The following is a 613-nucleotide window of genomic DNA, read 5'->3' on the forward strand; positions in this document are numbered from 1 at the left end:
CATATGTAATCTATACATCAGGGTCAACGGGACATCCCAAAGGGGTGATTGTCGAACACAGGAATGTCGTCAGTTTGGTCAGGGATACAAATTATACCACGATCACAGCAGGTGACAAAATTCTTCAACTGTCGAATTACGGATTTGACGGATCGGTATTCGATATTTTCGGATCGGTTCTAAACGGTGCGTGCATATACATGATCGATAAGACAAGGCTGTTATCAGGTACAAGACTGATTGATTTCATCGCCACCCACGAAGTAAATATCATGTTTATAACCACGGCTTTATTGAATAACTTCATAGATATTGGGCCTGCATTTCTGAAACACTTTGACAAAATATATTTCGGCGGAGAAAATGCTTCTATACCACGTATACGGGCTGCTTTGCCTTTCAGAAAGACTTCGGAGTCTCTTGTACATGTATACGGTCCGACAGAGGCCACCACGTTTTCTACTTACTATGTCATTAAGGATGAGATACCACATAACTGGCCATCTATTCCTATAGGAGTTCCTCTTACTCACCGCCAGGTTTATGTATTGGATACAAACCGGTGTTTGTGTCCGGTTGGTGTGAGTGGAGAGCTTTATATCGGGGGGAGTGG

1 protein-coding gene is annotated in these 613 nt (G+C 42.9%); it reads left to right on the top strand.

The window, feature by feature from the left end:
• Positions 1–44 precede the first annotated feature (44 nt).
• On the top strand, positions 45–613 hold a 569-nt coding region (locus tag AB6735_RS28045), incomplete at its 3' end, for an AMP-binding protein (protein WP_370999490.1).

Source organism: Mucilaginibacter sp. RCC_168, from assembly GCF_041355315.1.
GTDB lineage: Bacteria > Bacteroidota > Bacteroidia > Sphingobacteriales > Sphingobacteriaceae > Mucilaginibacter.